Below are 26,570 nucleotides of genomic sequence, written 5' to 3'. Positions count from 1 at the left end.
GATGAAGGAAAAGATGCAACTAGAACTTAATGGAACAAATGTCATCGCCGAGAATGAACGTGCGGGCAAGGCGTCCTCTCTCTTCTGGCCGTGGTGCGGGGCGAACGTCTCTTTATTAGCGCTTTCCTACGGCTCCTTCTTCCTGGGATTTGGCATCTCCTTCTGGCAAGCAACGCTGGCCGCGGTACTTGGCACAGTCCTTTCATTCCTTTTAGTGGGGCTTAGTTCAATCGCAGGAAAGAAATCGAGTGCGCCAACAATGGTGCTTTCTCGCGCTGTCTTCGGAGTAAAAGGAAATATCGTTCCCGGTCTCTTGTCCTACCTAATCTTTGTTGGTTGGGAAACGGTTTTAGTCTCTCTTGCAACTCTTGCCACCGGTACAATCTTTATCCGAATTGGGCATATCAATCATGATCTAGCAATGGTGATTGGATTTGCCCTCGCTGTTTCACTAACTATTTATGGGGGAGTACTCGGCCATAAAGTAATCATGCGCCTGCAGAAGTATTTAACTCTCGTAACCGTGTTTGCAACGCTGATTTATATTGCTCTGACGATCGATCAAGTCAACTGGGAGAGCGTCTCAGCGATTCCTTCAGGCAACACTCAAGCATTTATCGGCGCACTAATTTTTGGCATAACTGGCATAGGTCTGGGCTGGGTTAATGCAGCAGCCGATTACTCCAGATATTTACCAAGAACGACTTCTAGTAAATCTGTCGTAGGCTGGACAGTTCTTGGCGCATCTTTCGTTCCAATTATTCTGGTGATTTATGGCGCCGCACTTTCCGGCAGTGATCCAAAGCTAAATGAGGCAATTGCCATGGATCCCATCGGTGCGCTAACCACAATTCTTCCTACTTGGTATTTAGCTATCTTTGCCTTGATCGCCATCCTCGGATTGGTAGGCGGAGCAATTCTCGACCTTTACTCATCGGGGCTAACTCTTATCTCGATTGGTCTTCCGGTTAAGAGACATATCGCAGCGATAATTGACGGTGCGGTGATGCTATTTGGCACGATCTATATTGTTTGGATTGCCGATAATTTCTTCTACCCATTCCAAGGTTTTTTAATCACCTTAGGTGTTCCAATCGCTACTTGGTCAGCGATCTTTGTAACTGATGTGCTTCTTCGTAAACACGCATATTCGGAGGAAGATCTTTACAGCGAAAGTGGCCGCTACGGCTCTTGGAATAAGAGGTCGCTTTCAATCATGGCAATAGGAACATTTATTGGTTGGGGTTTCGTAACTAATACCTTTGCTAGCTGGCTTTCTTGGCAGGGTTACTTGCTCTTTATCATCGGCGGCAAAGAAGGTAGTTGGGCTTTTGCTAATGTGGGCGTGCTTCTTGCGCTTGCGATAGGTGGTGGTGGCCATTACCTACTAGCGAGAAAAGAAATTAAAGCGCGAGAGGCTTTTTGAGCCATATATAACCAACCATTCCAGAGATTAACGCTGAGATAATTAATCCTGTCTTGACATCGCCTTGAATTTCTTTGCTTTCAACGGCAACTTCAGAGATGACAAGTGCGACGGTTAAACCCATGCCAGCCAATGCTCCAACTCCAGCTATTTCAGATAATTTCAAAGCGCTAGGAAGCCGAACGATATTTAGCGTAATGGCTAACCATGCGAAAAGGGTTATGCCGAGTATCTTGCCGATTACGCGTGCAATTGTTAATGAAATCGCGGTCTCAGAGGTAATGGAATCCATTGAGATTCCTTGGCTTAATTTAGCGATGACATAAACGGGGATTACAAAGAATGTACAAAGTGGCGAGAGAATTGCGACAACTTGCTTAACTGGAAATTTCGGAATTATTGCGAGGCTAGCGCCTAGGGCTGCTGCCCCCAAAGTCGATGCACTGTGCGCCATGTCCAGTTGATCTCCATAGAAAATAGCGAGCACGATAAGTGAGAACAGATCATCGGCAACCGCCAGCGTTAAGAGAAATATCCGAACTGCAGGGTTGGCACTCTTTCCTAAAAGTGCGAACACGCCAAGAGCCAGAGCCAGATCAGTAGGCATGGCAGTTGCCCACGCTTGTGATCCAGGATTTAGTATAAGGAATATCGATGCAGGTATAACCATTCCGCCAAGCGCTGCGATAGCGGGCAGAAGCACTTGCTTTGGATGAGTAAGCGTCGCAGTTATCTCGATTCCTACAAAGAGGAAGAAGATTGCAATTAAGAGATCCAAGATCATGTTGTAAAGAGTACAAGGTAAAGCAAAAGCCCCGCCGAAGATTCGACGGGGCTGTTGCTAGTTAAAACTAGACTTACTTCAACTTAAATATCGAAGTAGAGTTCAAACTCTGCTGGATGTGGACGCAAGCGAACGTAATCAACTTCGTTCTTACGCTTCCATTCGATCCATGTTGAGATGAGGTCTTCAGTGAAGACTCCACCCTTAGTAAGGAATTCGTGATCCTTCTCGAGGCTATCTAGAACAGCATCAAGGGAACCTGGAACCTGAGGAATTGCTGCAGCTTCTGCACCTTCGAGTTCGTAGAGATCCTTATCAACTGGAGCAGGTGGTTCGATCTTGTTAACGATTCCATCGATACCGGCCATCAACATTGCGGCGAATGCTAAATATGGATTTGATGATGGATCTGGGCAACGGAACTCAATGCGCTTTGCCTTTGGTGATGAACCTGTAATTGGAATACGGATACATGCAGAACGGTTACGCGCTGAGTAAACGAGGTTTACTGGCGCTTCGTAACCTGGAACCAAACGACGGTATGAGTTAACAGTTGGGTTGGTGAATGCAAGAAGTGATGGAGCGTGCTTCAAGAGCCCGCCGATATACCAACGAGCCATATCGGAGAGATCTCCGTATGTTCCTGCTTCGAAGAAGAGTGGCTTGCCATCTTTCCAAAGTGATTGGTGAACGTGCATACCTGAACCGTTATCACCGAAAAGTGGCTTTGGCATAAAGGTTGCAGTCTTGCCACCTTCCCAGGCAACGTTTCGAATGATGTACTTAAACTTCATCAATTCATCGCCGGCGCTGAGGATGTCGGTAAAGCGGTAGTTAATTTCCATCTGTCCTGCGGTACCAACTTCGTGGTGTGAGCGCTCAACTAGCAAGCCAGCGCGACCGAGTTCCATAACCATCTCATCGCGAAGATCTGCGAATTGATCAGTTGGTGAAACAGGGAAATATCCACCCTTGACGCGTGTGCGGTATCCACGGTTTGGTGTTCCATCTGGGTCTGCGACGATGCCGGTATTCCAAGCACCTTCATAAGAATCGATGTGGTGGAAAGACTCATTGATTCCAGTGCTAAAGCGCACTGCGTCGAAAACGTAGAACTCAGCTTCAGGCGCGAAGAAAGCCTGATCTGCAATTCCAGTTGACTTCAAATAATCGACAGCCTTAGCGACAACTCCACGAGGATCGCGTGAGTAAGGAGAGTTATCAGATGGGTTATGGACAGAGAAGAGAATGACTAGTGTCTTTTCCAAGCGGAATGGATCGATAAATGCTGAAGATGGAATTGGCAGCAACTTCATATCTGATTCGTGGATTGACTGGAATCCGCGGATTGATGAACCATCGAACATTAGGCCATCAGTGAAAACTGCTTCATCGAATGATTCAACTGGAACGTTGAAGTGATGCTGAATACCGGGTAGATCGGTAAAGCGAACATCGACGAGCTTTACATCTTCTTTCTTGATGTAAGCAAAAACTTCTGCTGCATTTTTAAACATTAATCGAACTCCTCATGTAATCGAATTTTTCGAGTCTAAGGCCGAATTTGATATCTGCCAGGTGTACTCGGGGCCTCACCTTTGAGGGCGACCGATCTAGGTAAACCCTAAGACTTAAAGGACCTTTTGACATAACTGGCGTGTTACAGCCATGTAAAACCTTCAGCCGCTGACGCTTCCTTCAGGTGTAAAACCTTGCTGAAAACTAGAACCCACTCGGTAGGCTCACGCCATGAAACATCAGATCAGCCTCGGCCGCCGCTTATTAGGCCTGACCATCGATTGGCTGATGTGTTACGCAATCGCCTTCGGGCTCATTGGTGACACAACGTGGACTCTGGCCGTCTTTTTCATCGAAACCTTTTTACTTACCGCCCTCGGGGGAGCGACCGCCGGCCATCGCGCGATTCGGGTCAAGGTGGTCAATTTTCAGAGCGGTACCAATCCGACACTGCGACAATCTTTTATTCGCACCATACTTCTCTGCTTAGTAGTTACCGCAATTACCTACGACGAAAATGGTCGTGGGCTACATGAAAGATTTAGTGGTACAAAACTTCTAGATTTAAGAAAACCTACCTTTTAGGAATACGAACGCCCTTTGGCATTGGCCCCTTTGGAATTGGTATCGACATTCCGCCGACGGCCTTAAAGCGCGCACGAACTTCACGCATCTGGTGAGCAGATAATTTCTTAGGCAACTTTGTCAGGTGCTTCTGTAATTTACGAAGTGGAACTTGTCCAGGGCCATCACCGACATAAACTTCAGTAACAGGAACGCCTGGCGCAAATCGCTCAGATCTCTTTCGCTCATCTTGCAACATCATCCGCACCGCTTGGGTGCCTTCACCAGTAATAACAATTCCGGCACGTCCAATACTGCGATGGACCATATCTTGATTCTTAGTAACTGCAACGGCTGGCGTGGTAACCCAACCTTTACGAATCGCCATCAAAACGCTTGCTCCGGCACCGATCTGTCCCTCAATCGAAACGTATGCGGCAGAAGCTGCAATGCGCGTGAAGAAGAACATTGCCGCAAGAGCCGCGACGGGCAGCGATACAAAGCCAAGGTAGATCGGATGACCAACAACTAACCCTGTTGAGATACCGATAGACCAAGTGATTGCAAAGACACCGAATATTCCAGCACCGATCCAAGGTTTAACGCTCTTGGTAACGGAGTAAGCATCGCGGAAAGTTTTGAAACGGACCTTTTTAACTTTTGGCTCTTTCGCCTTCTTCTTAAACATGATCGTTAGTTTAGGGGAGCAGGTGCCGTACCACCAAGACGCAGCGGCGCCCAGCGTTGGCCGATATGGCTATCTGGGTAACTTTCCTGGACTTCATGCAGTAAAGCGATCAACTTTTCCCGAAGGATTTTTTCACCAGCTTCGACATCGCTACCTTTTTCAAAGTGAAGTGGCTCACCGAAAGTTACATAGATTGGAACGTTTTTGCGACGGAGATCTCGCTTTACGCCCTTAGTCCAAATTCTTTGCGAGCCCCAAATAACTGCTGGGATAACTGGCACGTTAGAACCCATTGCTAAGCGGACTGCGCCTGATTTCAAATCTTTGATCTCAAAACTTTTCGAGATAGTTCCTTCTGGAAATATGCCGATGATTTCACCGCTACGTAACGCTCTGAGCGCTGCGACGAATGATGCCGAACCGTTATTGCGATCAACATTTATATGGTGCATGCCGCGCATAAGCGGTCCGGCTAACTTGTTATCGAAGATTTCCTTCTTTGCCATAAAGCGTACAAGTCGGTTGGCAGGCAGTGCTGCTGTACCAATTAGCGCAAAATCCAAATAACCAATGTGGTTCATTGCAAGAATTGCGCCACCTTTGCGTGGGATGTGCGCTTCACCTGTAAAGGTAAATTGCAGACCGAGATACTTCCAAAAAGTTTTTAGCGCAACGATTACAGGTGGATAAACGATTTCAGCCAAGGTTTGAACCTTGAGCCACGCGAGCCTCTTGGGCTTGCTTATACAACTTGCCTGCGCGATAGCTCGAGCGAACAAGTGGGCCACTCATAACTCCAAGGAAGCCAACTTCTTTTGCTTCAGCAGCGAGCTCAACAAACTCTTCAGGCTTTACCCAACGTTCAACAGGATGATGTTTATTTGTAGGACGAAGGTATTGAGTGATCGTAATTAAGTCACAGCCCGCATCTTGTAAATCAACCAAAGCTTGAGAAATCTCTTCGCGGGTTTCACCGAGTCCTAGAATTAGATTCGATTTGGTGATCAAACCATATTCGCGGGCCATATTGATCACGTGTAGTGATTTCTCGTAGGTAAATGCGGGACGGATTCGCTTGAAAATGCGGGGGACTGTCTCCAAATTATGAGCAAATACTTCTGGCTTCGTTTCAAAAATCTGATTTAGCAGCTCTGGCTTGGCATGAAAATCTGGCGCCAACATTTCAACGCCGCAACCAGGGTTTAACTCGTGTACGTGACGGATAGTTTCGGCATATAACCAAGCACCTTCATCTGGAAGATCATCGCGAGTTACTCCAGTAATAGTTGCGTATTTAAGTCCCATGCTCTTAACCGATTCGGCAACCTTGCGTGGCTCTTCGCGATCAATTGGAAGAGGCTTACCGGTATCGATATTGCAGAAATCGCAGCGACGAGTGCAGCGATCGCCACCAATTAAGAAAGTTGCTTCTTTATCTTCCCAGCATTCAAAAATATTGGGACAGGCCGCTTCTTGGCAGACCGTGTGGAGACCTTCACTTTTAACCAACGAACGAAGTCTGGTGTATTCGGGACCCATGTTTGCACGAGTCTTGATCCACTCTGGTTTTCTTTCGATTGGGGTCTCGGTATTGCGAGCCTCAATGCGAAGTAACTTACGTCCATCTGGAGCGATGCTCATGCGCTTACCTTACCGAGTGCAGCGGTTATCGCTTTCTCAACGATCGAAGCCACCTCAGAAATGCTAATTTCACGCCCAAGTTCGCGCGCCATAGAGGTCACAGCAGCATCATCTATTCCGCATGGCACGATCTGTTCAAAGGCAGTTAGGTCTGGGCTCACATTTAACGCAAAACCATGCATTGTTACTCCGGAGGCGACGCGAATTCCGATCGCCGCAATTTTTCGCTCTCCCTTTTCATCACAGACCCAAACGCCAGAGCGCCCTTCAACTCTTTGCGACTTGATCCCAAAATGCGAACAGATTTCGATTAGCGCTGATTCGAGAGTTCTAACGAAACCGACAAGTTCGGTTGGCTTAAGCAATTTAACAATTGGATAGCCAACGAGCTGACCGGGTCCGTGCCAAGTTATTCGTCCGCCTCGATCTACATCAATTACTGGTGTGCCATCGGTAGGTCTTTCAAAGTCCTGAGTTCTTTTCCCGGCGGTGAAGACAGATGGATGCTCTAACAAAATAAGCGAGTTAGGACGCGTGCCAGCAACAACCTCTTGATGAAACTGGCGCTGCCTTGCGAGCGCTTGCTCATACTCCACTAATCCAGCGCGCGAGATTTCGATCACTGGCGCGCTAGGTGCTTCTTGTAGAGCCACATGCACAGCCTAAAGGTAGGCTAGGCCCCTAGCGAAATTAGCTCGATCCACGCACCGAAAGGCCATCTCAACGTGTCACAAAACTTCCAAATTCAGAAAGTCCAAAAGAACCGTAAGCCCTTTGCATGGGCGATGTTGGTTGTAATTCTCTGGTTTGTCATAACAGGCATCTTTGGACCGCTATTTGGAAAGTTGACATCAGTTCAGGAGAACAACAACTCCTCATTCTTGCCTAAAGGCGCTGAAGCAACTCTGGCTGCTGATCAGACAAAGCTCTTTTCCTCTCAGGATTCATTTAACTTCCCAGCGCTAGTTCTCTTTGAAGGTAGTTCCACTCCTGCGACATTTGCGGCGATTAACGAGCGAGTGCTGCAAGTTGGAAACCTAACTTTGGCCGGAACCACCGCAAAGATCTCTGAATTCCTTGCTCCTGGTGCCGGTATCTCGGTCTTTCCTTCGCAAGATGGAGAAGCGTTACTTGCAAACATTCCACTTGATGGAAATGCAATATCGAAACTTCTTCCAAATGATGAGCCAGTTCTTCCCGCGGTAGTTGAAGCTTTGCGCGAGGATCTCGAACCAATCGCTAAAGCAAATGGTTTTGAGCCTTATGTAACAGGTCCTGCTGGACTGCTCGGTGATCTCTTTGGCGCCTTTGGTGATATCGATTCTAAGTTATTGCTAACCACACTCGGCGTAGTTGCAATAATCTTGATCGTTGTTTATCGCTCACCAATTCTTTGGATAATTCCTTTACTTTCAGCGCTGTTTGCACTCTCTACCGCTGGTGGAATTGTTTATCTCCTCGCTAAGAACGACATTATTGATGTGGATGGACAATCCCAAGGAATCCTTTCGGTACTAGTTATTGGTGCAGCCACTGATTACGCGCTCTTATTAATTGCTCGTTATCGTGAAGAACTACATTTCACTGATAACAGATTTGTGGCGATGCGTGCGGCTTATAAAGGTGTTTGGGAGCCGATCTTGGCTTCTGGTTCCACCGTTGCTATCTCACTTTTAGTGTTGCTCTTTAGCCAGTTAACTAACACAGCTGGTTTAGGACCGATTGGTGCAATCGGAATCGTTGTATCGATGTTTACGATTCTGACGCTTTTGCCAGCGCTACTATTGATTTTTGGCCGCTGGATCTTCTGGCCACGAGTTCCGAAGAACGATGGTGATGACCATGTAATGAGTGGCTCTTGGTCAAAAATTTCTAATTCAATCGCGCGCAATCCTCGTAAGGCATGGATTATTACTGGCGTTGTATTGCTGGCTTTCGCTAGCGCATCGACAACTCTGAAAGCAGATGGAATCGGAACAGTTGATACCTTTACCGGTAAACCGGAATCTGTTGTTGGTCAGCGTTTACTGGAGAAGCATTTCCCTGGTGGGCAAGGCGACCCAACTCAGATAGTTGTCGCTGCCGATAAAATTGGCGCAGTAACTGCAGCCGTCAAAAACGCACCGGGAGTAACTGAAGTCGTTCCGATGCTTGATGGAATGGCGTTAGAAGGCGGACCCACCCCTGAGGTCAAAATCGTAAATGGGCGGGCCATATTGAATGTGACCTTGGATAAGGCTCCAGATAGCGTGGAGGCCGGAAATGACATTCCAAAGATTCGCGAACTCGCACAAGCTGCGGATTCAACATCACTCGTAGGCGGAACAAGTGCTGTCTACTTCGATGTACGTACAGCGAATAATCGAGATAACCGAACAATTATTCCAATTATTTTGCTTGTCATCACTCTGATACTTGGAGTCTTACTCCGAAGCATTGTGAGTGCAGTAGTTCTTCTTGGCACGGTTGTACTCAGTTACTTCGCAACCCTGGGCGTTTGTGCGCTGGTCTTTAACCATGTCTTTGGATTTGCAGGAGGAGATAACTCATTCCCATTGTTTGCATTTATCTTCTTAGTTGCACTTGGTATTGACTACAACATCTTCCTGATGACTCGCGTGCGAGAAGAGAGCGCCAAGATTGGCACTCGCGCTGGCGTGACTAAGGGAGTAACGGTCACCGGAGCGGTAATCACATCTGCAGGAATTGTCTTAGCAGCGACCTTTGCCGTACTTGGTCTATTGCCGCTGGTACCTCTAGCCCAATTGGGATTCGCAGTCGCATTTGGTGTTCTGCTAGATACCATCATCGTTCGCTCAATTCTGGTTCCAGCATTGGTTCATGAGATTGGTCCGAAAATCTGGTGGCCTTCAAAGCTGCAGAACAAATAACTAGTGCACCTGATAATTCTGCGATAACCCCGTTATGTATCTGGTTGTTGGTGCGGGCTTAGCTGGAATGAGCGCTGCGATTACCTTGCAGAAGAACGGTGTGGATATTGTTGTAGTTGAGGCATCCGATCGAGCTGGTGGTCGGGTTGCCAGTGATCAGATCGATGGCTTCACCTTAGATCGCGGCTTCCAGTTGATAAATGCGAATTATTCCGAAATCAAAGAGGGTAATTATCTTGAAGGCGTTGATTTTCAAGTTGCACCACGAACTGTTGGAATAGCTAGCGCTGATGGAATCACAAGGCTAGGAGATCCGCGTTCAGCGATGTTCTCAATATTCTCAAGTAAAACTGGCAGTATTTTTGCGAAGGCAAGTTTTCTTCGGTATTTAACTTCTACCCCCAATGAGTATGAGAGCGTAGAAGAACACCTGCTGCGCACAGGAACATCTGATCTCTACCAGAAAGTTCTAAAGCCCTTTCTGCAGGGCGTCTTCCTTGCCGAACCTTCGCAAGTAAGCGCAGTTATCGGCCGAGAAGTTATTGCCTCATTTATAAATGGAAAGTCAGGTATTCCATCTAAGGGTATGGGGGAGTTTGCCTCGCGCATGGCCGATCAGATCAAAGACTTAAGGTTGAACACCCAGGTCGAAGAGATAGATAGCAAAGGCGTTGTCACCAACCAAGGAAGAATTAACGCCACTGGAGTAATTCTTGCAACCGACCTAACTACAGCGGGACAGCTATTAGGGGCACAGGAAATTTGTCGTTTAGCTAGCTCGACAACTTGGTATCACTCAACTCCAGTTGCCCCAGTAGATAACGCTGAGCTGATTGTTGATAGCCAAGCGCGCGGACCAGTCGTTAACTCGATAGTTATCTCGAACCTCTCACGCGCTTACGCACCAAGCGGTCAAAATTTGATTTCTTCCACAACGATCAGACATTCATCTGAATCTGAAGTTCGCCGCCACTTAACGCAGATGTGGGGAGTATCAACAGAAGAGTGGAGATTCCTTGCTAAGTACGAGATTAATTCGGCGCTGCCTTTATTTGAGCCAGGATATAAAAAGCGCCAAGTGGTGAAGATTGAAAAGAATATTTATTGTGCGGGAGATTATTTAGAATCACCATCGCAGAACGGTGCTTTGCTTTCTGGTAGAAAAGCGGCAGAGCAGTTACTGATCGATCAACGCCGTTAACGCGTTGGTGATATGTGGATAATCCCAAACAAATCCTGCATCGCTTAGAGCGTTCGGCATAACTTTCTTTGAACCCAGTACTTCGCTGGCAAATCCACCGAGTGCGATTTTTAGCGCAATTGCAGGTGCTGGAAATAGCGCTGGTCGATTCATGGCACGAGCAAGGGCGGCGGTAAATTCTTGGTTGGTAACAGGGTTAGGCGTTGTCAGGTTTACTGGACCGGCAATTGGGTGTTCAAGTGCAAAGATGATCGCGCGGACTACATCGTGAAGAGTTATCCAAGACCACCACTGCTTACCTGAACCGAGCTTTCCACCGAGACCAAATCTAAAGAGTGGCAGCATGCGACCTAGCGCGCCACCAGTTGGATCAAGGACCAAACCTGTGCGAAGTTTTACAGTACGAACATCTCCTGCGAGGTCGGCAGCGCCTTCCCATTCGCGGCAAACTGCAGCTAAGAAATCATTGCCGACAGAATCGCTCTCAACAACAGCGCGGTTTCCAGAATCTCCATACCAACCGATCGCACTTGCCGAGATAAAAACTTGTGGTTTTACTTCGGCAACTGCGTTTGCAATTGCAGTTGTTCCTAGCAAACGTGAATTTAGTATTTCTGATTTATATCGCTTCGTCCAACGCTTATCGCCAACTCCAACGCCAGCTAAGTGAATAACTGCATCGACGCCACGCAGCGCTTCAATATCTACATAACCTGTCTTGGGATCCCACTGAATCTCATCAGGTGCAACAGTTGCGCGACGAACTAGGCGCTGAACCGTGTGGCCTTCCGATTTCAAATGGCCAACTAGCGCACTTCCGATGAGACCGGATGCGCCAGTAATTGCGATGCGTTGTGGAACTGTCATAGAAGTTTAGAGACCTAGATCTGATTCGAAAGCGCCGCCTTCTAGTCGCTCTTTAAGAGTGACTAGGAATCGAGCAGCATCTGCGCCATCGACTACGCGATGATCGTATGAAAGACCAAGGTAGACCATGGAACGAATCGCAATAGATTCGCCACCATCGTCGCCTTTAACAACCATTGGACGCTTAACAACTGCACCAAGACCGAGGATTGCAACCTGTGGCTGATTGATAATTGGAGTATCAAAGAGCGCTCCGCGGCTTCCGGTATTCGTTAACGTAAATGTTCCGCCACCCAGTTCATCAGGAGTGACCTTATTGTCGCGGGTGCGTGCAGCGAGATCAGAAATCTTGCGTGCGATGCCACCCATATTTAGATCTCCAGCATTATGGATCACTGGAACTAGCAATCCACGTTCAGTATCTACGGCAACTCCGAGATGTTCTGCGCCGTGATAAATGATCTGGTCGCCCTCAACCGATGAGTTAAGTACTGGGTGCTGCTTTAGCGCTTCGCAAACCGCAACTGCAAAGAATGGAAGGAATGAGAGTTTTACGCCCTCACGTGCCTCGAATGTTGCCTTTGAGCGATCACGCAGACGAGCAATCTTTGTTACATCTACTTCCACGACAGTTGTTAACTGCGCACTTACTTGAAGTGATTCGACCATGCGGGCTGCGATTACTTTACGAAGACGTGACATGGTTACGGTAGTTCCGCGAAGTGGAGACGTTGCAACGACAGGTGCCGCAGCAGAGCGTTGTGCAGGTGCTGCCGCTGTTGTTGAAACCGGAGCGGCGCTCTTTGGTGCAGCAGCCTCAACATCTTCCTTGCGAATTCGTCCACCTACACCAGAGCCTTTTACACTTGCCAGGTTTACCCCAAGATCGTTAGCTAACTTACGAACAATTGGAGTTACATAAGCATCGGCAGGTTGTGATACAGGAGCACTTGCAGCAACAGGCGCTGGCGCTGGTGGTGCTACTGGCGCTGGAGCAGAAATTATTGGTGCAGCAACTGGTGCAGCAACTGGTGCAGCAACAACTGGTGGCGCTGGGGGAGTTACAACTGGTGCGGCAGGTGCGGAAGCTCCTGCGCCACCGATAACTGCTAAACGTGCGCCAACTGGAACAGTTGAATCAACAGGAACATCGATTGAAAGAATTGTTCCTGCAACAGGTGAAGGAATTTCGGTATCAACTTTGTCAGTTGAAACTTCGAGAAGAGCTTCATCAACTGCGACTGAATCTCCGACGCCCTTTAACCAGCGCGTAACAGTTCCTTCGCTAACGCTCTCGCCAAGTGCTGGCATCGTAATAATTGTTCCGGCAGATGTTGCAGCTGCAGCAGGAGCAGTAGCAACTGGTGCTGCTGGCGCAGGTGCGGCAGCAGGCGGAGTAACAGGTGCGGCAGCAACTGGCGCTGCAGGTGCAGGAGTTGAAGCGGGCGCAGCACCATCGGCGATGATTGCAAGCTCTGCTCCAACTGGAACGGTCTGATCAATTGCAACAACTATTTTCTGCAAGATGCCGGCAACAGGTGAAGGAATTTCGGTATCGACTTTGTCGGTTGATACTTCAAGGAGTGGCTCATCCATTGCGACATGATCGCCTTCGGATTTAAGCCAACGTGTGACTGTACCTTCGCTGACACTTTCGCCAAGTGCTGGCATAGTTACTGAGAAAGTCATTGCTTTTCCTATTCTCTATCCGTGAGCGTGAAGTGGTTTGCCGGCAAGTGCCATATGCGCTTCACCCATTGCTTCAGAAAGCGTTGGGTGGGCGTGGATCAATGGAGAAACATCATCTGCTGATGCTTCCCAGTTAAAGATTAATTGCGCTTCGGCGAGTAGTTCACCGACACGTGAGCCAACCATGTGAATTCCTAGAACTGGTCCACCCTTTTGCGAGACCAGCTTTATTGAACCCGCTGTACGCAGAATCTGCGCCTTACCGTTTCCGGCTAGGTCGTAATTAAGTTCGACAACGTCATAACCACGTTCTTTTGCTTGCGCAGTTGTAAGGCCAACTGAGGCAACTTCTGGTTCAGAGTAAGTAACGCGTGGAACGCCGTCATAGTTGATTGGACGTGGATTAAGACCTGCGATCTCCTCAGCAACCAAGATGCCTTCTCCGAAACCAACATGAGCGAGTTGCAGCGTTGGAATCAAATCTCCTACTGCCCAAATACCTGGCACATTGGTGCGGCACTTGTTATCAACCAAAACGTATCCACGATCCATCGTGATGCCTTGTTCTTCATAGCCGAGGTTGGCGGAAACTGGACCGCGACCAACGGCAACCAAGAGAACTTCAGCGGTAAATGTCTTTCCATCTTCCAAGGTGACGGTTACTCCATCAGCTGTGACTGCATGGGATTTAAAGCGAACGCCTAGTTCGAAGTTAATTCCGCGCTTACGGTAGGCGCGTTCTAACTGCTTGCTTGATGATTCATCTTCCAGAGCTACAAGGTGCGGCAAACCTTCGATAATTGTTACTTCTGCACCGAATGATTTCCAGACTGATGCAAACTCACATCCGATAACTCCGCCACCCAGAACAATTACGCTCTTTGGCACATATTCCATCTTCATCGCCTTATCAGATGTGATGACTTGCTTTCCATCAATATCTAGACCAGGCAGAGTGCGGGCATATGAACCGGTTGCAAGAAGAATATTTTTGCCTGTGTAGCGAGCGCCATTAACTTCGATGGTGTCCTTAGAGACAAGCTTTCCGTGGCCTTCGATAAAGGTGATGTTTCGAGATTTAACTAGACCTTGCAGACCCTTATGTAACTTTGAAACGACGCCATCCTTGTAGGCATTTACGCCGGTCATATCTATTGAGTTAAAAGTTGCATTTACGCCGAAGTGGCTCGCATCGCGTGCGCCATCTGCAATCTCGCCGGCGTGGAGCAGGGCCTTAGTTGGGATACATCCGCGGTGAAGACAAGTGCCGCCTAATTTATCTGCCTCGATTAGCGCTACGGATAGTCCGAGTTGAGCGCCACGTAGCGCAGCTGCGTAACCGCCACTGCCGCCACCTAAAACTACGAGATCAAAATTAGACACGTCTGCTGACTCCCTCATCACCGAGCGCCACGAAGCGGCCCGATTAGTTCCTATCTTGCCAGTTTTAACGCCCGATTACGAAATGGCGGCTGATTCAGCAAGGGCAACCAGTGAGCGCAGAGCAACACCAGTGCCGCCAACTGGCGTATAGCCATATGGATCGCCTTCGTTATAGGCCGGACCTGCGATATCGAGATGTAACCAAGGCAACTCAGGTGCGATGAACTCCTTTAGAAAGAGGCCAGCGACCATCATTCCGCCCATACGTTCACCGATATTTGCCATATCAGCGACTGGTGAATCAAGAGATGCGCGAAGTTCTACAGGAAGCGGCATCGGCCAGAAAGCTTCGCCAACCTCTTTTGTAATTGCAAAGAAGTGATCGCTGAATTCTTGGTTGTTGGTCATGATCGCACTTGTTCGCGTACCGAGTGCAACAACTTGGGCACCGGTGAGAGTTGCAACATCAACGATTCCGTCTAGATCTTTATTCTCTTGCGCCTTCACCAGCGCATCACCAAGGACTAAACGCCCTTCCGCATCTGGGTTTAGGACCTCAATAGTTTTGCCACCATACATAGTGATGATGTCACTTGGACGAGTTGCGTTATCGCTGACCATATTTTCAGCAAGCGGCGCGTAACAATCAATGGCTATCGGAAGCTTCAGAAGTGCGATTGCGATAGTTGCTGCACAGACAGCAGCAGCTCCTGACATATCGGATTTCATCGCTTCCATTCCGGCAGCAGGCTTGAGAGCTAAGCCACCAGTATCGAAGGTGATTCCCTTACCAACGTAGGCGTAGGTTTTGCGCGCCTTAGCCTTAACTGGGCGATATGAAATTTGAAGCAGTCGTTGTGGATTTGCAGAACCTTGTCCGACTGCGGTGATTCCGCCATATCCCTTTGCCTTTAACTGTGAATCAGTCATTATCGAAACCTTTAAGCCGGCTGCGGCACCGCCTGCTTTCTTAACGATTTCAGTAAATGTCTTGCAGAACGAATCAGGAGTTAAGTGACTTGGGGGAGTGTTGATGAGATCGCGAACAATTGCGGTGTAATCCCCAATAATCGCTGCTCGTTTAACCGCTGCCTTCGCCTTTGGATCTTGGGCAAGGGATGAGTGAACCGTTACCGACTTAAGGCTCGGGCGGCGATCACTTAGTGAATCAACTCTAAATTTGTTAAAGACATACGCGCCCAATAGCGCGCCCTCTGCAACAGCTCCGACTGCATTTGCTTTCTTTGCGGGAAGCGAGAAGGTGGCGCTGGAATTTCCGGCCAGAGCTCGCGCGGCTGCACCTGCTGCGCGGCGCAGGGTCTCATCGTCGAAGGTGGCTTTATGTTCGCCAAGTCCGGTGAAGATTAATAGACGCGTACTAGTACCGGGGATTTTAATGACTTCATCGGCCTTGCCAGTTGCACCCATATCGGCCAAGGTCGCCAAAATTTTCTTTGTATCAAGTGCGATATCGCCACTTTCAATTGTTAGCGAGGATTTGCTCTTCTTATGAGATAGCCCAACTACCAGAATCTCATCTTTGATGATTCCATCAGAAAGGTGGATTGTTGTCATGTAAAGCTCCTTAAGAAGTAACCTGCGTCGTGGTGACTCGCTACTAAATGATGGTTCTTATCTGGTGGCGATGCTCGGGTAAGTGTAAGTTGTCTACATGAAAAATTCACCACTTGCTGAAAAACATCTTGCACTTAACGCAAAGATGGCCGATTTCGGCGGTTGGTTGATGCCTATTGAGTACCCAGCATCGGGCGTAATCGCCGAACACACCGCTGTTCGGGAGCGAGTTGGGATATTTGATGTATCTCACCTCGGCAAAGTCAGCGTGATTGGCGAAGGAGCGCTGGAATTTCTCAACTCTGTCTTTACCAATGATTTAAATCGAATTACCGATGGACAGGCCCAGTACACCCTTCACTGCAACTCTGCTGGCGGAGTTATCGATGATCTGATTGTTTATCGAAATAGCCCGACTGATTTATTTCTAATCCCTAACGCATCCAACACATCAGATGTAGTCGCTGCCCTCACGGCTGTTGTGCCTACTGGAATCACGATTACAAATCTCCACGAGAAATTTGCGGTCATCGCAGTGCAAGGCCCAAAATCTAAATCGGTCATTGAATCCCTTGGCTTAAACCCTGCGATGGATTACATGGCCTTTGAACACATCCAGATTTCAGGGCGCCCTGCCATTTTGTGTCGCACTGGTTACACCGGCGAACATGGATATGAAATTCTTCCAAGCTGGAGCGATGCTGGCGCTGTTTGGGAATCCCTGGTCGAAGCAATTAAGCCATACGACGGTTTAATCTGCGGCTTAGGTGCGCGCGATACCTTGCGCACCGAAATGGGATATCCACTTCATGGACACGAGTTAACTCTTCAAATAACACCGGTTCAAGCATCAGCCACTTGGGCGATTGATTGGGAGAAGCCAACTTTCAGTGGCGCTAAAGCGCTTACTGAGCAACGTGAAGCAAAATCGCACACCAAACTGCGCGCCCTTGTTAGCCAAGATCGCGGTATTCCACGTGCTGGTATGCAGATTAAGAATTCAAGCGGCGAAGTTGTTGGCGAGATAACGAGCGGAACTTTCTCGCCAACCTTAAAAAAAGGTATCGCCTTGGCTTTGGTCAACCCCGAATATAAAGTAGGCGATGAGTTAATCGTCGATGTTCGTGGAAGAGATAGCGTTTCGGTAATTACTAAGTTGCCGCTAGTTACTTCAAACGTGCGCTGAACTCGACTGGCGTCAAGAAGGCAGCTTTAGTTCTTGTTCTACGCAGCGCCGATAGAACAGCGGGCGCGGTAATAAGAATTAGCGTTGACGTCAAAACAGCTCTTGGAATATCCCACGCCATTGACGATAGAAAGTGAAAGGTTATAAATCTATTTAAGTTCTCCCAGACGGGGGCTCCTGGCAGATAAGAGAGTTGGGTATCTCCACCTAACGCCCACGGCCAGAATTGCAGATCCATCAATAAACCGAACATGAGCGAAGCGAGAATTGCGATAAAGACCAGCAAGAAAATTTCAGCACGGCCCTTGATTCTTGCCGGGAATGAACCTGCAAATAAACCGACTAAGCCCGCTGCGAAGAGTTGATAGGCCAACCAAGGTCCAAATCCACCAGTAAGAAGAGCCGATGCCAACATTCCGAGAACGCCCAACAGAAAACCAAATGCCGAACCAAAGACGCGGGCGGCAAGAATTAAAAGAAACCACATAGGCTCAAGTCCAACTGCGCCAGCCCCTAGTGGTCGAAGCGCTGCCAAAAGAGCAGCGAGCGTTCCAAGTAGTGCAACAGATTTAGCATCTAACCCAGAATCACTCAGTTGCGCGATTAGTAAAAAGATTGAGGCAGGAACGGCTGCCCAGAAAAAGTATTGTGCAAACTGTGCCGAGCTCTGTGATTGCACATAGAAGGGCCAGGTGAAGCCGGCAAAGACTGTGATTGAAACCAATAAGAGCGCGAATTTAGATTTGCCACTGAAACGATATACATCGTTAGTTAAATACTTCATTGCTGATCAGCTTCTGGATCCAGCGCCCGCATTACATCGTTAACCGTTAGCCATCTCCGTGGCGCCATCACTTTGGCGACCTGTGGGGCAAAGGCAGGTGATGCCAATAAAATATCGATCGTTGGTCCGTCTGCGACAATTTCACCTTCAGATAAGAAGATAACTCGATCGGCTAGTTCGGCCACTAGTTCGACATCGTGCGTGGCAATAACAACTGACTTTCCAGGTTGTGCAGCGAAGCCCTTAAGAATCTCAATAAGGAGCGATTTAGATTGATAATCCAACCCACGCGTTGGCTCATCCAGGATTAGCGCGCGCGGTTGTGCTGAGAGAACCACGGCCAGCGCCAGCGCCAAACGTTGTCCTTCCGATAAATCGCGTGGATGGGTCGCAGGGGAGACTGAAGGCACTAGCTCTTGAAGTAAAGCAAAGGTTGTACCACTTGCTATTTCATTATCTTTATCGGCTTGTGAACACTCTTGCGTAACGCTTTGCGCGTATAAGAGATCGCTAGGTTCTTGCGGGATGTAACCAACGGTTGCGCGGCGCAGCGCACCCTTAAGACTCATTGGGGGACGCGCGAAAACCGATATCTCACCTCGATCCAACTCTTTAACTCCTACGATCGATTGCAGGAGAGAGCTCTTGCCGGCGCCGTTTCGACCCATCACGGCGACAATTTCGCCCTCCATTACAAGTGCATCAACGTTCTTTAGCGCAAGATGTGAGCCGTAAGAAATCGAAGCTCCCTTAACCGAAATAGCCGTTGGAGTCGTTTTCTTTAGTGACTGCGGATTCTCTCTACCATCGCGTCTGACATCTTCGGTCATTCTTCGAACATCGCGAACGCTAAGACCGAGTTGATCCAATTTAAGGGCGCGCGATAGATGAACGATTGGGGGAGCGATATCTGAATTTTTCAGGATGTTCTCGGGAAGATCAATTTGGGCTTGACCATCTCCTGCTATATGAATGATTCGATCAGCAAAACCAATTACTCGCTCTAAGCGATGTTCTGCAATGACAACTGTCAGGCTGAGGTCATGAACCAAGCGATGGATAATTGAGAGAACTTCTTCGGCTGCTATCGGATCAAGTGCGCTGGTTGGTTCATCCAAAACTAAAATCTTGGGGTGCATGACAAGTGCGCTGCCGATCGCTAAACGTTGCTGTTCGCCACCGCTGAGAGTTGAAATCGCTCGGTTACGTAGTGGCGCCAGGGCCAGTAGATCAAGTATCTCTTCAACGCGTTTGCGCATCACATCCGGGGCCACATTTAGCGACTCCATACTAAAGACGAGTTCTTCTTCAACGGTATCGGTTACAAAGCCGCTACTTGGGTTCTGTCCCACAATTCCAATGAGATGAGCCAACTCACCCGGTCGCACTAGTTGAGTAGAAATTCCATCAACTGTTACATCTCCTGCCAAAATTCCACCGGTGTGATGCGGAACCAAGCCATTGATTAAACGTAGGAGTGAAGATTTTCCAGTTCCGGTCGAACCAATTACCAGAACCATTTCACCTTCTTCAATAGAAAATGTCAGTCCTTCTAAAATCGTTTGTGTTGATGTGGGGTAGACAAGTGAGACATTTGAAAATTTGATCATGAAGTCACTGACCAAACAAGACCAAGAAGAACGAGGCCACTAGAGAAAATCGCAGTATCGGCTGAGCGCCACTTGATCGGGCGATACCTGGAGCGAACTCGACTTACGCCATACCCGCGCGAATCCATCGCTGCTGCAAGATCGAGCGACTTTGCTAAAGCCTCTTCCAAGAGTGGCAGAGCGATGGATTTAAACTTTGGTTTCTCATCGCCTCTTAGAATTCGCGCGCGTTTGATTCGCGAGTAACTAGCGACAAGTTGTGGAAGTGATGAGGTTGCAATAACAATCGCAACCCCAAATTCATAAACGATTACGGGAAGCACTCGCAACATTTTATGAGGACTGGTAAGTGATACCGCCGCTCCAAAGAGTGCGATAACTGCAACAATGATCAAGCCCTCATGTAGTGATGAGAAAAGTCGTTCTTGGTTAATAACGCCGCCAATGCGGATGCCCGCCATCCAATCCGGCAGAGGAAGAATCGGTAGTTCAACTATTTTGGTGCCAGGAACTGGTACACCGATTAATACACCTGTGACCGCTCGGACAATCAAAATAAAGGCTCCCAAGCGAAGCGAGAACCAAAAACTCTTCGACCAAGGAAAATCTCCAGCCCAGCGCCAAACTATGAGCGCTGCACCCGCAATAACCAAAGCAGCATAGAGAGCGCTATCGGCACGAATGACCGTGACAATTAAAGCGATACTCCAAAGCCACCAAGTAAGCGGGTGCAGCGATTTCATAACAGTTAGGCGCTTTTCTTACTTCTTAAGTGAAGCAGGCGTTGCTATTTCAGAACCGCACTCTTTTGCTGGGTAACCATTTAGACCGCAGATGAGTCCGCTCTTTGCGGCGCGCACCTTGACGGCCATTCCGAGAACATCGATACCTTGCGAAGTCTTTGCGGTGCGAACACACATCGATATTGGCTTCTTTACCTTTTCACCCTTGGGGGCGTATGACTTGGAGCCGAAGTCAATCACCAGGGCGATCCGCTTTGTATCTTCATCAGCCTTTGTTTTTCCGCAGATCGACGCAAAGTTTGGTTTGGCTGATGGGGGAGTCGATGGGATGTCATCGCTGCTGAATACAAATGACCAGCCTTCAACGGCGCCATCTTCAATATCTACTGTTGGTCCGGTCATTGCAGCGGTCCACTTCGTTGCTCCTGGAGCTGCTTGGTAATAACCCCAGTAACGCCAACCTTTATCGGCAGCGTTGGCTGAAGCAACTGGAATTATTTGAGCAGCAACGAGGGCTAGAACAAATAACGTTGGGCTGAACTTGCGAGATGATTTTACGTTAGACAATTTTAAGTTAAACATTTTTACTGTGGAGCCTCTCTAGAAAGTCAGAGTCTCACAGGGGTAGCGCAATAAAAGTATTGAATCTACTTTTTCTTGAGACTACGCCCCGCAAACCTCGGCGGGTGTTGGTCAATTACGCTTTCTGGTGAGGTAATCCGACTTAAGTTCTAGTGGCGCTTTTATCGCCAAGGAACTCTTACGGTTGCGGGTCAGCGTCGGATTTTCACCGACTTCCCCTCAAGAGAAAGTATTGCTATTGAGTTGTAGGTACCTGCGAAGAAAACCATAGGTTACTCGCGATAGCAATTCACCACGCCAATTAAGGCCAAGCTGTATCAGAGTGGGGGTATGGTTTCGCCCATGGAATATCGTCGCCTCGGCAGTTCAGGAATGTATGTCTCAGAGATTTCTTATGGAAATTGGATTACCCACGGATCTCAGGTTGAAGCAGATGCGGCCGTTAAGTGCGTGCGCACTGCCTACGACCTGGGCATCACAACATTTGATACTGCAGATGTATATGCAGCAACTAAAGCTGAATCAGTATTAGGGCGCGCTCTCAAGGGAATCAAGCGTGAATCCTATGAGCTATTTACCAAGGTTTATTGGCCAACTGGTTCTGGCAAAAACGATCGCGGTTTATCGCGTAAACACATTATTGAGTCCTGCAACGCTTCGCTAAAGCGCCTCAATACCGATCACATCGATCTTTACCAGATGCATCGCTTTGACTATGAAACCCCACTAGAAGAGTCACTGAGCGCCTTCGATGATTTGATTCGCGCTGGAAAAGTTCATTACATAGGTTTCTCTGAATGGAACGCTAAGCAGATCGCAGATGCGCTGCGCATTCAAGATGCCAAGGGTTACAACCGATTTGTATCTAGCCAACCGCAATACTCTGCACTTTGGCGCGTTATCGAAACCGAAGTTGTTCCACTTAGTAAGCGCGAAGGAATCGGACAGATTGTTTGGTCACCTATGGCGCAAGGCGTACTAACTGGAAAGTATCTGCCAGGTAAGAAACCGCCAGTGGGTTCTCGCGCAACAGATAAGAAATCCGGCGCAGATATGATCTCGCGCTGGATGCGCGATGATGTACTTAGCGCAGTTCAGAATTTAGCCCCGATAGCCCGTGACCTAGATTTAACGATGGGTCAACTATCAATCGCTTGGGTTCTGCAGAACTCAAATGTTTCTAGCGCAATTATGGGAGCAACCAAGCCAGCTCAGGTTAAAGAGAATGTAAAGGCATCGGGAGTGAAGTTATCTGCCGATGTTATGCACGCTATTGATAAGGCGCTCGGCAATATTCCGACGACTGATCCAAAAGAGACTAAAAGCCCAAATCCTAGGGCTTGAGTTAAACCTTATCTCCAGCTTTTACTTGTGGCTTAGGTGCGCGCATACGTCGCATCTGTGTAGAACGCAGCCATCCATAAAGCCCAAGTCCTTTGGTGCTTTTATCTGGGAAGCGCTCGGTGACTTCGGCTTTAATTTTGCGAGATAAGAAGAATCCATCGATGATTGAGAAGAGAAGAACGCTATACATAATCACGATTCCAGCCACAGCAAAAACACTTAGCGGGATGAGCGAAAGAATTAACACAAAGCCGATGATTGGAAGGAAATATTCACCGATCGAACGACGGGTATCGATGTAATTTCTAACAAATTTCTTTTCTGGTCCGCGATCACGCATTGGGAGCGCATTCTCATCGCCGCGTAAATAAGCCTGACGCTGCAAGAGACGAGCCGCGCGTGCTTGATCTTTAGAGCGCTTCTTCTCTGCCTTGGTTGATGCTGGCGCTAGTGAGGAAACTTTCGTCGCCGCTTGCGCTTCTTTTCGCTTTGGAGTCGGACGACCTTTTTTCTGGCTATTTTCTGGAGTAGAAGTCATGGGCAAACTATAGGGCGAGCATCTGCTCGAGTGCGAGTTTGGAGTACTTGGCAACTTCTGGGGCAACGCTAATCTGGTTTACAACGTGGCCGTCAACTAACGATTCCATCGCCCAAACCAGATGTGGAAGATCAATTCGATTCATCGTTGAGCAATAGCAAACGGTCTTATCCAGAAAGACAATTTTCTTATCAGGGTGGGCTTTGGCAAGGCGTGAAACCAAATTTAGCTCGGTACCAATCGCCCAAGCGCTCCCTGCAGGGGATTGCTCGACAGTTTTGATGATCATCTCGGTGCTGCCAACGACATCGGCCGCAGCAACAACTTCATGTTGGCACTCTGGATGAACTAGAACCTTCACCCCTGGAACTTGTTTTCTCACCTCGTTCACAGATTCCAAAGTGAAGCGCCCGTGCACAGAACAATGTCCGCGCCATAAAATTATCTTGGCTCCACGAATTTCTTCAGGAGTTAACCCACCCATTGGCTTCCAAGGATTCCAGAGAACGCAATCATCCAGAGTTAGGCCTAGCGAAAGGACTGCTGTATTTCGACCGAGGTGCTGATCGGGAAGGAAGAGAATTTTCTCGCCCTTGGAAAGCGCCCATTCCATACTCTTCTTGGCATTAGATGACGTACAAATCGTTCCGCCATGTTCGCCAGTAAAACTCTTAATCGCTGCAGATGAATTCATATATGTGACTGGAATTGTTTTATCGGCTACGCCAACTTCTTCGAGATCTCTCCAGCATTGGGTAACTTGATTTGCTGTCGCCATATCAGCCATCGAACAACCGGCAGCGAGATCAGGAAGAATTACCTTCTGTTTATTTGAAGTCAGAATGTCAGCGCTTTCGGCCATGAAGTGAACACCGCAGAAGATTATGTACTCGGCGCCCGATTGTGCTGCCGCAGCTTGTGCCAACTTAAATGAATCACCAGTTACATCTGCAAATTCAATTACTTCATCTCGCTGATAGTGATGGCCCAAAACAAGGGCGCGATCGCCAAGTGCGGCGCGAGCAGCCCTTGCTCTGGAGATTAAATCAGGATCACTCGCCTCTGGTAGTTCGCCAGTACAGGAGACGCCTCGCTCAGATGCCAGATCTCGACCTTGCCCAAGAAGCAGCAGGTCAGTCAGCGAAGTTGAACGAGCAGGTGTGGACATGGACACATTCTCGCGCATTTATAGCCTTGCTGTCGCATCGACAGTAAGCGGCAGGTAGTCTTTACCCATGACTACAGAGACATCGAACTCAACAACAGAAGCGCCAGCATCGACTGGCCCTATCGTCCTGACAGAAGTTGCCGCAGCCAAGGTTGCAGCGCTCCTTGCTCAAGAAGGTCGCGATGATCTCTATCTCCGCGTTGCAGTACAGCCAGGTGGTTGTTCGGGCTTGCGCTACCAGCTCTACTTCGATGATCGCGATCAAGAAGGCGATATCTCACATCAATTCGGAACTGTAAAAGTTGTTGTAGACAAGATGAGCGATCCATATTTAATGGGCGCCTCAATTGATTTCGTTGACACGATTGAGAAGCAGGGCTTCACAATCGATAATCCAAACGCTGGCGGATCTTGCGCCTGCGGCGATTCTTTCAACTAAAGACACTTTCAACTTGTTGTTAACTGCGATGGTGGCTGCATGAAGATTGGCGTTGCCGGTTCGGTTGGTCTAGATCACCTGATGACTTTCTCTGGAAAGTTCACCGACTCACTCGTTGCCGGATCACTTGAAAAAGTTTCCCTCTCATTTCTCGTAGATGGCCTGGAAGTTCGCCGTGGGGGATGCGCAGCAAATATCGCATTCGGTATGGGTTCACTCGGCCTTAATCCAATTTTGATCGCCGCAGTTGGAATCGATTGGCCAGATTATGACGCTTGGTTGGTGCGTCACGGCGTCGATACGTCGCATGTTTTAGTCTCTAAAACTCTTCACACGGCTCACTTCATGGTGACGACAGATACCGAGTTAAATCAGATCGCATCTTTCTTTCCTGGTGCAATGTCAGAAGCGCGCAATATCGAACTGTCACCAATCATGGAAAAGACCGGAAAGTTAGATCTAATTGTTATTTCTCCTGATGACCCAGAAGCGATGCTGCGCCATTCTGAGGTAGCCCGCAAGGAGGGAATTGCTATAGCAGCTGATCCTTCACAACAAATGGCACGCATGAGTGGCGAAGAGATTAAGCAACTTATAACAGGTGCTACTTACCTATTTTTAAATGAGTACGAGCTAGCGCTAGCAATTCAAAAAACCGGTTGGAGCGATCGCGAAATTCTCGAGCAAGTTAAGTATCGCGTTGTAACTCTTGGCTCGGAAGGTGCAAGAGTTGAATCTCTAACTGGTGAAACAATTAAAGTTACCTGTCCGAAAGAGAAATCAAAGACCGACCCAACCGGTGTTGGAGATTCATTTAGATCTGGATTTGTTGCTGGATTGGCCTGGGGCTTAAGCCACGAAAGATGTGCACAACTAGGTTCGATGATTGCTACCTATGTAATTGAAACAACCGGTACACAGGAGTATCGCTTTACATCAGCCGAATTTTTAACGCGCTTTAAAGACGCATACGGCGCTAGCGCTGCTGCTGAGATCGAACCTCATCTACCAAAGCGTTAATCAGTAATTCAACTTCTTCTGCAGTAGTTTCTGCGTGCAAAGTTATTCGGATATTTCCATCGGTTGGTAGCCCCATAGCCGCTAAGACATGGCTAGGTTGCAGATTCATTGCAGTACATGCCGAGCCCGAATCAACTGATAGGCCACGGGCGCTTAAGCCGCGAAGTATCTCTTCTCCATTGCAACCTGGAATAACTAAGGATGTTAAGTGCGCCATGGAATTTTCTAAATCTCCCGCAATGCGGGCACCCGGAATCTCGCGCGATATATTGGAGCGTATCTTTGCGCTCATTTGCCTTATATTTTTATCGCCAGGTTTGAAATTCTCAAGCGCTACAGCGCTAGCAATCAATAGCGGTAACGAGAATGTTCCGTAGGTCCTGCGAACTGCAGATATATGGGGGAGCGGATTCTTCCAGTTAGCGGAATCTGCGATTGCAACGACGGCGAGACCAGCCGGCCCTTCCCATGCTCTTGAATCAAAGACCGCGCTACTCCACTTTTCGGGAAGCGGTTCACGAGCTCCAGAGGCGGTGGCATCGATTGCAATCAAGAGATCGTTTGGCAGTTGCTCTGGAACTTGGTTTATGGCGCCAGTTTCACCATTTGCTAATTGAAATGAAAGCACCGAATTGGTAGTCAACTCAACGGCAGAGAAATCTAAGGTTCCTTCGCGGGAGAGTGGAATAATCTGAGAGTCGCCTAGATGCGATCTGGCTGTTGCGATCACACCTGATCTATCTCCAGCTCCATAGAAAAGTTTTCGTTGTGGCGCTAAGAAACCTCCCAGAGAAAGAAAATAGCCAAGCCCAACTTCACCTGAAATTTCAATTTGATCTGCTTTCAATCCTAAATTTGTCGCGAGAGATTCGAGGGCGTTTGTTCTCAGGTTGGCGGCGCGACTAGGCGATTGCCCTATCTTCTTCGGG

General features: G+C 48.3%; 25 protein-coding genes and 1 riboswitch. Of the genes, 8 read left to right on the top strand and 17 right to left on the bottom strand.

The features are described from left to right. Nucleotide 1: 1 nt before the first annotated feature. Nucleotides 2-1,426, top strand: coding sequence for a purine-cytosine permease family protein (locus tag A1sIIB60_RS04035; RefSeq protein WP_223298644.1), 1,425 nt, complete (start codon nucleotides 2-4; stop codon nucleotides 1,424-1,426). Here the strand turns inward: A1sIIB60_RS04035 and A1sIIB60_RS04030 are convergent. Then, a complete protein-coding gene (locus A1sIIB60_RS04030; protein WP_223298742.1) occupies nucleotides 1,404-2,252 on the bottom strand; it encodes a Na+/H+ antiporter NhaA in 849 nt (282 codons plus the stop codon). The genes A1sIIB60_RS04035 and A1sIIB60_RS04030 overlap by 23 nt on opposite strands. A 41-nt stretch (nucleotides 2,253-2,293) precedes the next feature. Beyond that, a complete protein-coding gene (glnA, locus tag A1sIIB60_RS04025; protein WP_095689220.1) occupies nucleotides 2,294-3,727 on the bottom strand; it encodes a type I glutamate--ammonia ligase in 1,434 nt (477 codons plus the stop codon). 232 nt (nucleotides 3,728-3,959) lie between these two features. Between glnA and A1sIIB60_RS04020 the strand changes: the two genes are divergently transcribed. Then, nucleotides 3,960-4,313 (top strand): RDD family protein, encoded by a 354-nt coding sequence (locus tag A1sIIB60_RS04020; protein WP_095689219.1) that lies wholly within the window; start codon nucleotides 3,960-3,962, stop codon nucleotides 4,311-4,313. On the opposite strand, the gene A1sIIB60_RS04015 is transcribed toward A1sIIB60_RS04020, so the two are convergent. From A1sIIB60_RS04015 to lipB, 4 genes are read right to left on the bottom strand one after another with little or no spacing between them, the layout of a single operon-like run. Beyond that, complete coding sequence (locus tag A1sIIB60_RS04015; protein ID WP_095671201.1) at nucleotides 4,303-4,980, bottom strand: DUF4191 domain-containing protein; 678 nt, start codon at nucleotides 4,978-4,980, stop codon at nucleotides 4,303-4,305. The two genes, A1sIIB60_RS04020 and A1sIIB60_RS04015, sit on opposite strands and share 11 nt — an antisense overlap. Before the next feature lie 5 nt (nucleotides 4,981-4,985). Beyond that, the gene (locus A1sIIB60_RS04010) at nucleotides 4,986-5,684 is read right to left on the bottom strand and encodes a lysophospholipid acyltransferase family protein (protein WP_095689218.1); all 699 of its coding nucleotides are present in this window, start codon (nucleotides 5,682-5,684) and stop codon (nucleotides 4,986-4,988) included. After that, a complete protein-coding gene (lipA, locus tag A1sIIB60_RS04005; RefSeq protein ID WP_095689217.1) occupies nucleotides 5,677-6,621 on the bottom strand; it encodes a lipoyl synthase in 945 nt (314 codons plus the stop codon). The genes A1sIIB60_RS04010 and lipA overlap by 8 nt, the downstream gene beginning before the upstream one ends. Further along, complete coding sequence (lipB, locus tag A1sIIB60_RS04000; protein ID WP_223298643.1) at nucleotides 6,618-7,274, bottom strand: lipoyl(octanoyl) transferase LipB; 657 nt, start codon at nucleotides 7,272-7,274, stop codon at nucleotides 6,618-6,620. The genes lipA and lipB overlap by 4 nt, the downstream gene beginning before the upstream one ends. Nucleotides 7,275-7,406: 132 nt before the next feature. Between lipB and A1sIIB60_RS03995 the strand changes: the two genes are divergently transcribed. Next, nucleotides 7,407-9,512, top strand: a complete 2,106-nt coding sequence (locus A1sIIB60_RS03995; RefSeq protein ID WP_095689633.1) for an MMPL family transporter — start codon at nucleotides 7,407-7,409, stop codon at nucleotides 9,510-9,512. A gap of 34 nt (nucleotides 9,513-9,546) precedes the next feature. Then, complete coding sequence (locus A1sIIB60_RS03990; RefSeq protein ID WP_095689216.1) at nucleotides 9,547-10,713, top strand: protoporphyrinogen/coproporphyrinogen oxidase; 1,167 nt, start codon at nucleotides 9,547-9,549, stop codon at nucleotides 10,711-10,713. Here the strand turns inward: A1sIIB60_RS03990 and A1sIIB60_RS03985 are convergent. The 4 genes from A1sIIB60_RS03985 to A1sIIB60_RS03970 all read right to left on the bottom strand — a co-directional run bounded on the left by A1sIIB60_RS03985 (nucleotide 10,690) and on the right by A1sIIB60_RS03970 (nucleotide 16,227). Next, nucleotides 10,690-11,580, bottom strand: a complete 891-nt coding sequence (locus tag A1sIIB60_RS03985) for a TIGR01777 family oxidoreductase (protein ID WP_095689215.1) — start codon at nucleotides 11,578-11,580, stop codon at nucleotides 10,690-10,692. The two genes, A1sIIB60_RS03990 and A1sIIB60_RS03985, sit on opposite strands and share 24 nt — an antisense overlap. Nucleotides 11,581-11,586: 6 nt before the next feature. Beyond that, the gene (sucB, locus tag A1sIIB60_RS03980) at nucleotides 11,587-13,269 is read right to left on the bottom strand and encodes a 2-oxoglutarate dehydrogenase, E2 component, dihydrolipoamide succinyltransferase (protein ID WP_095689214.1); all 1,683 of its coding nucleotides are present in this window, start codon (nucleotides 13,267-13,269) and stop codon (nucleotides 11,587-11,589) included. Nucleotides 13,270-13,284: 15 nt separating this feature from the next. Further along, the gene (lpdA, locus tag A1sIIB60_RS03975) at nucleotides 13,285-14,652 is read right to left on the bottom strand and encodes a dihydrolipoyl dehydrogenase (RefSeq protein WP_095689213.1); all 1,368 of its coding nucleotides are present in this window, start codon (nucleotides 14,650-14,652) and stop codon (nucleotides 13,285-13,287) included. 75 nt (nucleotides 14,653-14,727) lie between these two features. Continuing rightward, nucleotides 14,728-16,227 carry a leucyl aminopeptidase gene (locus A1sIIB60_RS03970; RefSeq protein ID WP_095689212.1) on the bottom strand — a complete coding sequence of 500 codons (1,500 nt, stop codon included), beginning with the start codon at nucleotides 16,225-16,227 and terminating at the stop codon, nucleotides 14,728-14,730. A 97-nt stretch (nucleotides 16,228-16,324) separates the two neighbouring features. Between A1sIIB60_RS03970 and gcvT the strand changes: the two genes are divergently transcribed. Beyond that, on the top strand, nucleotides 16,325-17,413 hold the full coding sequence (gcvT, locus tag A1sIIB60_RS03965) for a glycine cleavage system aminomethyltransferase GcvT (RefSeq protein WP_095689211.1): 1,089 nt from the start codon (nucleotides 16,325-16,327) through the stop codon (nucleotides 17,411-17,413). Here the strand turns inward: gcvT and A1sIIB60_RS03960 are convergent. Genes A1sIIB60_RS03960 through A1sIIB60_RS03945 form a run of 4 tightly spaced genes read right to left on the bottom strand, consistent with a single transcriptional unit; the run spans nucleotide 17,394 to nucleotide 21,132 of the window. Next, nucleotides 17,394-18,197 (bottom strand): ECF transporter S component, encoded by an 804-nt coding sequence (locus A1sIIB60_RS03960; protein WP_095689210.1) that lies wholly within the window; start codon nucleotides 18,195-18,197, stop codon nucleotides 17,394-17,396. The genes gcvT and A1sIIB60_RS03960 overlap by 20 nt on opposite strands. Next, nucleotides 18,194-19,807 carry an ABC transporter ATP-binding protein gene (locus A1sIIB60_RS03955; protein ID WP_095689209.1) on the bottom strand — a complete coding sequence of 538 codons (1,614 nt, stop codon included), beginning with the start codon at nucleotides 19,805-19,807 and terminating at the stop codon, nucleotides 18,194-18,196. The genes A1sIIB60_RS03960 and A1sIIB60_RS03955 overlap by 4 nt, the downstream gene beginning before the upstream one ends. Next, nucleotides 19,804-20,550, bottom strand: a complete 747-nt coding sequence (locus A1sIIB60_RS03950) for an energy-coupling factor transporter transmembrane component T family protein (RefSeq protein WP_095689208.1) — start codon at nucleotides 20,548-20,550, stop codon at nucleotides 19,804-19,806. The genes A1sIIB60_RS03955 and A1sIIB60_RS03950 overlap by 4 nt, the downstream gene beginning before the upstream one ends. Before the next feature lie 18 nt (nucleotides 20,551-20,568). Beyond that, nucleotides 20,569-21,132 (bottom strand): SCO2322 family protein, encoded by a 564-nt coding sequence (locus A1sIIB60_RS03945; RefSeq protein ID WP_223298641.1) that lies wholly within the window; start codon nucleotides 21,130-21,132, stop codon nucleotides 20,569-20,571. Nucleotides 21,133-21,208: 76 nt separating this feature from the next. Continuing rightward, nucleotides 21,209-21,376, bottom strand: a riboswitch (adenosylcobalamin (AdoCbl) riboswitch). Between the two features lie 98 nt (nucleotides 21,377-21,474). Here A1sIIB60_RS03945 and A1sIIB60_RS03940 point away from each other — a divergent pair. Next, a complete protein-coding gene (locus tag A1sIIB60_RS03940; RefSeq protein WP_095689207.1) occupies nucleotides 21,475-22,476 on the top strand; it encodes an aldo/keto reductase family protein in 1,002 nt (333 codons plus the stop codon). Nucleotide 22,477: 1 nt separating this feature from the next. On the opposite strand, the gene A1sIIB60_RS03935 is transcribed toward A1sIIB60_RS03940, so the two are convergent. Continuing rightward, the gene (locus A1sIIB60_RS03935) at nucleotides 22,478-23,014 is read right to left on the bottom strand and encodes a DUF3043 domain-containing protein (RefSeq protein WP_095689206.1); all 537 of its coding nucleotides are present in this window, start codon (nucleotides 23,012-23,014) and stop codon (nucleotides 22,478-22,480) included. Nucleotides 23,015-23,021: 7 nt separating this feature from the next. Further along, complete coding sequence (nadA, locus tag A1sIIB60_RS03930) at nucleotides 23,022-24,200, bottom strand: quinolinate synthase NadA (protein WP_223298640.1); 1,179 nt, start codon at nucleotides 24,198-24,200, stop codon at nucleotides 23,022-23,024. 49 nt (nucleotides 24,201-24,249) lie between these two features. Between nadA and A1sIIB60_RS03925 the strand changes: the two genes are divergently transcribed. Beyond that, nucleotides 24,250-24,621 carry a HesB/IscA family protein gene (locus A1sIIB60_RS03925; protein WP_095671186.1) on the top strand — a complete coding sequence of 124 codons (372 nt, stop codon included), beginning with the start codon at nucleotides 24,250-24,252 and terminating at the stop codon, nucleotides 24,619-24,621. Nucleotides 24,622-24,702: 81 nt separating this feature from the next. Further along, nucleotides 24,703-25,641: a carbohydrate kinase family protein gene (locus A1sIIB60_RS03920; RefSeq protein WP_420021915.1), complete on the top strand. Its 939-nt coding sequence runs from the start codon at nucleotides 24,703-24,705 to the stop codon at nucleotides 25,639-25,641. Here the strand turns inward: A1sIIB60_RS03920 and A1sIIB60_RS03915 are convergent. Next, nucleotides 25,598-26,488 carry an aminotransferase class V-fold PLP-dependent enzyme gene (locus A1sIIB60_RS03915; RefSeq protein ID WP_190279193.1) on the bottom strand — a complete coding sequence of 297 codons (891 nt, stop codon included), beginning with the start codon at nucleotides 26,486-26,488 and terminating at the stop codon, nucleotides 25,598-25,600. The genes A1sIIB60_RS03920 and A1sIIB60_RS03915 overlap by 44 nt on opposite strands. Nucleotides 26,489-26,570: the final 82 nt, after the last annotated feature.

It is taken from the genome of Candidatus Planktophila lacus, assembly GCF_002288385.1.
Taxonomy (GTDB): domain Bacteria; phylum Actinomycetota; class Actinomycetes; order Nanopelagicales; family Nanopelagicaceae; genus Planktophila; species Planktophila lacus_D.
This window is presented reverse-complemented; position numbering and strand designations above follow the sequence as displayed.